The sequence below is a fragment of the Pseudomonadota bacterium genome (assembly GCA_018823135.1).
Lineage (GTDB): Bacteria > Desulfobacterota > Desulfobulbia > Desulfobulbales > CALZHT01 > JAHJJF01.
Genome location: JAHJJF010000147.1, coordinates 22,514 through 29,369 on the forward strand (window position 1 = coordinate 22,514; position 6,856 = coordinate 29,369).

Annotated in this window: 8 protein-coding genes; 4 read left to right on the forward strand and 4 right to left on the reverse strand. The window is 48.8% G+C overall.

Features of this window, described 5'->3' with window-relative positions; genetic code table 11:
• The first annotated feature begins 101 nt into the window (after positions 1-101).
• The 3 genes from KKE17_15190 (at position 102) to KKE17_15200 (ending at position 2,276) form a co-directional block, all read left to right on the forward strand.
• Positions 102-1,292, forward strand: a complete 1,191-nt coding sequence (locus KKE17_15190; GenBank protein MBU1711344.1) for a response regulator — start codon at positions 102-104, stop codon at positions 1,290-1,292.
• Positions 1,293-1,423: 131 nt separating this feature from the next.
• Positions 1,424-1,597: a hypothetical protein gene (locus tag KKE17_15195; GenBank protein ID MBU1711345.1), complete on the forward strand. Its 174-nt coding sequence runs from the start codon at positions 1,424-1,426 to the stop codon at positions 1,595-1,597.
• 295 nt (positions 1,598-1,892) lie between these two features.
• Entirely contained in the window at positions 1,893-2,276 is a 384-nt protein-coding gene (locus tag KKE17_15200; GenBank protein MBU1711346.1) for a hypothetical protein, read from the forward strand.
• Positions 2,277-2,470: 194 nt separating this feature from the next.
• Here the strand turns inward: KKE17_15200 and KKE17_15205 are convergent, their stop codons facing one another.
• From KKE17_15205 to KKE17_15215, 3 genes are all read right to left on the reverse strand, one after another.
• Positions 2,471-3,100 (reverse strand): TPM domain-containing protein, encoded by a 630-nt coding sequence (locus KKE17_15205; protein ID MBU1711347.1) that lies wholly within the window; start codon positions 3,098-3,100, stop codon positions 2,471-2,473.
• 1 nt (position 3,101) lies between these two features.
• Complete coding sequence (locus tag KKE17_15210) at positions 3,102-3,956, reverse strand: TPM domain-containing protein (protein MBU1711348.1); 855 nt, start codon at positions 3,954-3,956, stop codon at positions 3,102-3,104.
• Positions 3,957-4,042: 86 nt separating this feature from the next.
• On the reverse strand, positions 4,043-4,621 hold the full coding sequence (locus tag KKE17_15215; protein ID MBU1711349.1) for a LemA family protein: 579 nt from the start codon (positions 4,619-4,621) through the stop codon (positions 4,043-4,045).
• A 291-nt stretch (positions 4,622-4,912) separates the two neighbouring features.
• Here KKE17_15215 and KKE17_15220 point away from each other — a divergent pair, with 291 nt between their 5' ends.
• Positions 4,913-6,379 (forward strand): YihY/virulence factor BrkB family protein, encoded by a 1,467-nt coding sequence (locus tag KKE17_15220; protein MBU1711350.1) that lies wholly within the window; start codon positions 4,913-4,915, stop codon positions 6,377-6,379.
• Here KKE17_15220 and KKE17_15225 read toward each other — a convergent pair.
• On the reverse strand, positions 6,353-6,856 hold a 504-nt coding region (locus KKE17_15225), incomplete at its 5' end, for an adenosylcobinamide-GDP ribazoletransferase (protein MBU1711351.1). The two genes, KKE17_15220 and KKE17_15225, sit on opposite strands and share 27 nt — an antisense overlap.

Below are 6,856 nucleotides of genomic sequence, written 5' to 3' on the forward strand. Positions count from 1 at the left end.
ACATTCCTTATTAACAAAAGAATCCCGGTCAGTTACAATAAAATCTCTGATTTCACAAAGACTGACACTGTGCGACATCTTACATGGATAGGCAATTGCGAATGGAAAACTTCTCAGGAAAGGTTCTGGTTGTTGATGACAACAAACTCAATCGAACACTTTTAAGCAAATCTCTCAACAAAGCAGGGTATCAGGTCCGGACCGCCGCGGACGGCAGGGAGTGCCTTGCCATGATCGAGCAACAGAAACCGGATATCATCATTTCCGATTACCAGATGCCTCATCTGGACGGCATGGAACTCTGTAAAATCATCAAAGAAGATCCGAAACTGAAAAGCATCTATTTTATCATGATGACCGGTTCTTCCGACCTGGAACACAAGGTCAGAGGGCTGAATATCGGCGCAGATGACTACATTGATAAATCAACTTCCAGGGAAGAATTACTGGCGCGAGTCAATGCAGGTATGCGGCTGAAAAAAATGGAATTTGAACTGAAAGAGGCCCAGCGACATCTGTATCATTCGGAAAAATTAGCATCACTTGGCCAGCTTGCCGCAGGAGTGGCCCATGAAATCAATAATCCTATTGGCTTCGTGATGAGCAACCTGGGCACATTGGGAAAATATTTTCATAAAATTACTGAATTTCTTGAAGCCCAGTCTGCAATCATCTCCGATTCACCTTCTGCAGAAGAAATAAAACAATTGCGCAAAAAACTCAAACTGGATTTTATCCTGAAGGATATTGATGACCTGGTGAATGAGTCTCTGGAAGGAACCAACCGTATCAAGGAAATTGTCCAGAACTTAAAGAATTTCTCCCGGGTGGACGAGGCTGAGACCCAGAAAAAAGATATCAATGAGTGTATTGAGAATACACTTCAGGTTATCTGGAACGAACTCAAATACAAAACAGAGGTAAAAAAGGATTTCAGCGAACTTCCTCAAACCATCTGCCATCCCTCGCAATTGAACCAGGTTTTCATGAACATTCTGGTCAACGCGGCCCAGGCAATTGAAGTCAAGGGCGAAATATCCATCCGCACAAGCCATGAGGATGGATGGATTAAAGTTGTCATTGCTGATAACGGCAGTGGTATACCGGAAGAAAAACTGGACAGAATTTTCGATCCTTTTTTTACAACCAAAAAGGTAGGCGAAGGGACCGGCCTGGGCTTAAGCATCTCCCATGACATCATCCAAAAACATCATGGCGAGATATCAGTTACCAGCAACGTCGGCGAAGGAACCGCATTTACGATCAAGATTCCGGTTGTTGATGAAGAATAAATTTAGCCGTAATGCCTGACCGGAAATATTACTGCAAATTCTCTCTTTTCTTTCTCTTTTTACACGGCCCGAGTGGTCAATTATTTATGAAATGCAACAACCTATCCTTCATATGTTTACTTGTATTGTTCATGGCTGGATGCACCAAAGAACAGGTGTATGAGGGCCTCTATGAAGGACTGAAAAGCCGGGAACAAATGGTCTATCCATCAGATGAACCGATCCCCCAGGAACAGCAAAATTACGATGAATATAAAAAAGAGAGGGATGAATATCTGAACAAGGATCGCCAAGAATCACAGTAGAAATTTATTATCAGCTACCCGCTCAAAGACCTCCCCTCCTTTATCCCAAAAAACACATCAACCTCTTTATTTCACACGACAAATACATATGAAAGCGAAGTGCCATCAGACTTGGCCTTGCCACTTTACTCATGATTATATATATTGTGCATCCCTATAAATTCAAGCAGCCCTGACAAACGCACCAATATTTTGGAGTAAGAGATGCCTGAGGATAAAGATAATTCAGCCTGTAATGACATTCTTCAAATGATTCGCGCCGAGATCCTGCCCCTCTTCGACCAGGCCATCTCCGATGACAGTGTCTATTTTCCAAAACTCCCATCTTGTTCATTGCTGGGAGACAAAAGAATGCACCAGGAAACAATGCCCGATCATCGGGGAGGAAGGAGTCCGCTGCTGGCAGGTTTCCGGCACATACTGCGGCGGCAGTGTTCAGGGGCAATTTGTCGATAAATATCATAGTTGCAAGGAATGTGAAGTATATAAGGCAGCCTGCCCGACAATTGTCGAGGAGTTGGGGGAACAGCTCAATAACATGCTCTACCTGCTGAGAAAGCAGAAAGAAATCGCCAGGCAGCATATGGACAAAATTGATTATCTCAACAAAGACCTGCTTTCATCACTTGAAAATCTTGATGCCAAGAACCGGGTGTTTCGATACGGCTTCGCCGAATAAGACTCCCCAAAGACCGGTATTCCGCCCAAACACAAACGTGTTAACAAAGTTTACAAACAAAGGGACCTTTGCTTAGGCAGAATCATCGCCCTGATACAGCTGCCGCCTCACGATGAAATCCCTGTTTCTGGGCAATCGCAAGGGTTATGCCGCCGAAAAGAGGGTTTCTGCATGTAATGAGAACCGTTAGCGGATTACCCGACAATCACTGCATTATCAAGTTCGTTGGTGTCATCCGACTTAATGGGAAAATGCTCGGCAAGGATTTTGCCGATGCTGGTTATTTCTTTACAGAGCGCCTCACAGGCCTTGTTGGATTTGATACCCTTGGCAACCTCATCGGCATAGGATTGCAGGGTCTGCTGATCAATCTTCCGGTAGATCCCCTTGTCCGCCAGCACCCAGACCTTTCGTTCAAACAACGAGATGAAAAACAGCACCCCGGTATCGTCCCTGGTCTGATACAGACCTTTATGGAAAAATTCCTGGATCGCCTGCTCGCTCACCTGGTTTTCGATCCTGGCTTTCCCTGTGAAAATCCTTTTTACTGCGGGAAGATATTCTACAAGCCAGCCGAAGAGCAGAGATAAAACAAGGGCAAGAAAAACAAAATACCATAACGATCCGGAAAAAAAATAATCAACAAGCCCCAGGGAGAGCAAAGATCCGGTCACCACTCCCGCAAGAATCCGTGCCTCGGGATAGGTATCGCTGGCATCCACCACCATCACGGCGATTTCCCCGGAGGTCCGGGTTTCCACATCCCCGACAACCGCCTTGATCCGGTCTTTTTCCTGTTGGGTAAAAAAATTATCCGCCTTCATATTACCAGCCTCCTGAGGCACCGCCGCCGCCGAATCCGCCGCCGCCGAATCCGCCAAAACTGCTACCACCGCGACTGGAACCGCCGCCCATGCCGCCAAGATAAAACCCGCCGCCGCCCCGCATCAGGCCCTCAAGAAGAATGGGCAGAAACAACCCGCCTGCAAGCCCTGCCGGCACAAAGAATAACAGCGCCAGGAGACTGAACGGCAACAACCCGAAAATCATGGCAAGGGGAAAAAGAATTGCCCCGGCAGCCATGCCGGTTTTCTTTGAGATGAAACCGAAAAAAGCCACAACAACCAGGCCGAAAAACAGGAACTTAAACAACGGCGAGGGTTCCTGCCTCTGCTGATGCCCCAGACGTGAAGCCTTATCCCCCTTGAACTCACCCCGGGTTGCCTGGACAAGGGCGGCAACTCCTGCGGCAATCCCGTCATCAAACTTCCCCTGCTTGAATCGCGGTGATATCACCTGATCGATGATCCGACCGCTCAACAGATCGGTGAGCACGCCCTCAAGCCCCCTGCCCACCTCTATACGGATTTTTTTATCCTGCTTTGCAACCAGAAGCAAGATGCCGTTATCCTTGCCCTTCTGGCCTATTTTCCACTTATCAACCGCCCTGATGCTGAAATCCTCAATGGGATCGCCTTCCAGCGAATTGATCGTCAGGATTGCAATCTGGGTGGAATCGGACAGATCAAAGGATTGCAACGCCCGTTCAAGCTGGACGCGCACTGCTGGAGAGAGCATCTGGGCATAGTCATTTACATAGCCCTGATAATTGGGGATTTCAGCGCTATGACCTGCAACGGCCATACACGCCTGAGCCAATACAATGAAGAGCAGTGGCATGAAACAGCGCAACAGGGGGGCTAACAGCGCCCCCGTTCCACTTTGCTTGCCGGAGATGACGGGTTTTTCTTTTTGCATGATGCCTCTTAGAATTTCACTGAAGGGGCTTTCTCTGCTCCGGCATCGGCCTTGAATGCTTCGCGCCTGGGCAGTTGCAGCATGAACTTATTGGTCAGATTATTGGGGAATGTCCTGATCGATGTATTAAAAATCCGCACCGCGTCATTAAACCGGGTCCGCGCCACATTTATCCGGTTTTCAGTTCCCTCAAGCTGATGCTGCAGGTCGAGAAAATTCTGATTTGCCTTGAGATCCGGATAACGCTCGACCACCACCATTAAACGCGACAGCGCCGAACTCAGCCCTCCCTGCGCCTCCTGGAATTGCGCCAGGGCATTGGGATTATTCAAGACATCGCTGCCAAGCTGCATCTTGCCGACTTTCGCCCGCGCCTCGGTCACGGCAATTAACGTGTCTTTTTCGTGGGCTGCATACCCTTTCACTACTTCCACGAGATTGGGAATCAAATCCGCACGCCGCTGATAGGATGCCTCAACATCACCCCAGGCAGCAATTACCGCTTCATCGTTGGACTGAATCGTATTATAGCCGCAACCGGAAAGCCCTGCGGCAACCAACAACAATCCCATTAATAACTGTTTCATAACCCATATCCTCCAGATTTTTTATAATTTCATTAAGAAGCCTTGCCAGAGATGCCGTGCTTCCAGATTTTATTTGAACTCCATGCTTCATAAATTTAATAGTGTCATACAGTAAAGCCGGCCATCACTCCTGTCAACCTTTGACAATAACAGCATTTTTTGTCGGCATCATAACACTTGTTGCCGACAGGTATTACGCTTTTGGCTTGTTTATAATATTAGGCCCCGTTGATGACTGTAGCCTCTTCAAGAGATCAGCAATTTTTGCTTTTTCTTTGAGAACCGCTTATTATGGCTGAACATATCAGACCAACACTTACTTGTACTGAAATGACAAAAACAAATCAATCGGGAAAATCAGACAAACTTTTCGACAGGCTCTCCACCTGGATCTGGCTGCGAACCGGAGCCGACGAACCCCTGTGGAAAAGGACTCTCCGCGCCCTTTTGAAAATTTACATTATTATTTTCCATGAATGTAAAAAAGACCGGATCAGCCTGCGGGCAAGCTCGCTTACCTTTACCGTGGTCCTTTCCCTGGTGCCCATGCTGGCAATGGGAACCGCCATCCTCAAAGGACTGGGCTCCGGCGATGAAATGCGGAACTCGGCGTATATTATCATCGAGCGGATCAGCGGTTCCGAGTCTTCGTTGATCACTGCGGACCCAGGCGGCACAAGCATTATCCAAACCCCTGATGCGTCCCTTGCTGCTGAAGATGAAAACGGCGGCAAGAATCTGAAGGCCCACCTCCATGATGCAGTGGACAAGATTTTCGATTATGTCGACCGCACCAATTTTGCAACCATCGGCGCGGTTGGCGTATTCACCCTGGTTATTGCCGTGGCGATGATGCTCAACAGTATTGAGCAGGCAATGAATGATGTCTGGCAGGCGCATAGCGCCCGCTCCCTCGGCAGAATGATTGTCGATTATCTCGCCCTTATCATCCTGCTGCCCCTTACCATAAACCTGGCTTTTTTTATAGAAGCATCCCTTGAGACCCCGGCGCTTCATGCGCTGTTAAAGACCTATGTTCCCCTGGCAGAACTCGTGCCCCGGCTGATGAATTTCCTGCCGATCTCTCTGGTGATTCTCACTTTTACGATTCTTTACAGCTTCCTGCCGAATACCAGAGTAAAACTCTTCCCGGCGATGATCGGCGGAATTACCGGAGGTCTGGGCTGGTTTCTCACCCAGAACCTCTATGTAAAAATGCAGATCGGCGTTGCCCGATATAATGCCATATACGGCTCTTTTGCCACCCTGCCCCTCTTTCTGCTCTGGATTTATGCGGGCTGGATCGTCTTTTTATTCGGCGCCGAAATGGCATTTGCGGTCCAGATCTGGCGGCGGTACATCCCCGGAAAAGCGGCGCTCAATCCCGCCCAGAAACTCGCCCTGGCTTTCAATATAATCGACATAACCGCGCGGGATTTCAACAACAGGAAACTGACCTTTCTTCCGGATATCGCGCAACAACTCATGTTGCCCGACCCCCATGTTAAGCAGGCGATGGATGAACTTGTTACCAAGGGGATTTTAAGGCGGGTAAAAGATCGTGAGCTGGGATATTGCCCGGCAACCCATGCGGAAAGGATCAAACCTTCCGAAGTTGTCGACATCATCCTCGGTGAAGCCGAACCCAGCACCCAAGGCGGTGAATTTGCCACTAAAGCAGTGAACGGCGCACGAACGGCAATGGCAAATGATTATTTTGAAACAATTACCCTACAGAATCCAAAAGAGACAAAGTAACGCCCCTAGCCAGCCTGCAGCCTCCCCCATCTCACACGATGCGCCAAGGACATCCCCGGTGACCCCGCCCAGAGCCACCTTGCTTTTACGGCGCAGCCAGACGGATGGCATCAGGGAGAACAAAAACAACACATAGGCTGAAACTCCTACGACCAGTGCCGGAAGCAGAAAAATCCCACCCAGGATCAAATCACTCCCTGTGACCTTGCCGACAAAGGCATGGCCGGTTCCTTTACTTCGGGGATATGTTGCTTTCCAGGCAAGGGATGCCATGGACCATCGGCAAAGAGCAGGCACGGCGGCGATCAGCAGATATTTCATCGGGGTGAGCTGGGCGAGTATGGCTGTTAAGCAGACTATCTTGAAAAGAAGGAGAAGAATCAATCCCACCGCACCGAAAACGCCGATGGCAGAATCCTTCATGATTTTGAGGCGCGCTTCGGGATCTGCGCCGCCGCCCACCCCGTCAAAAAAATC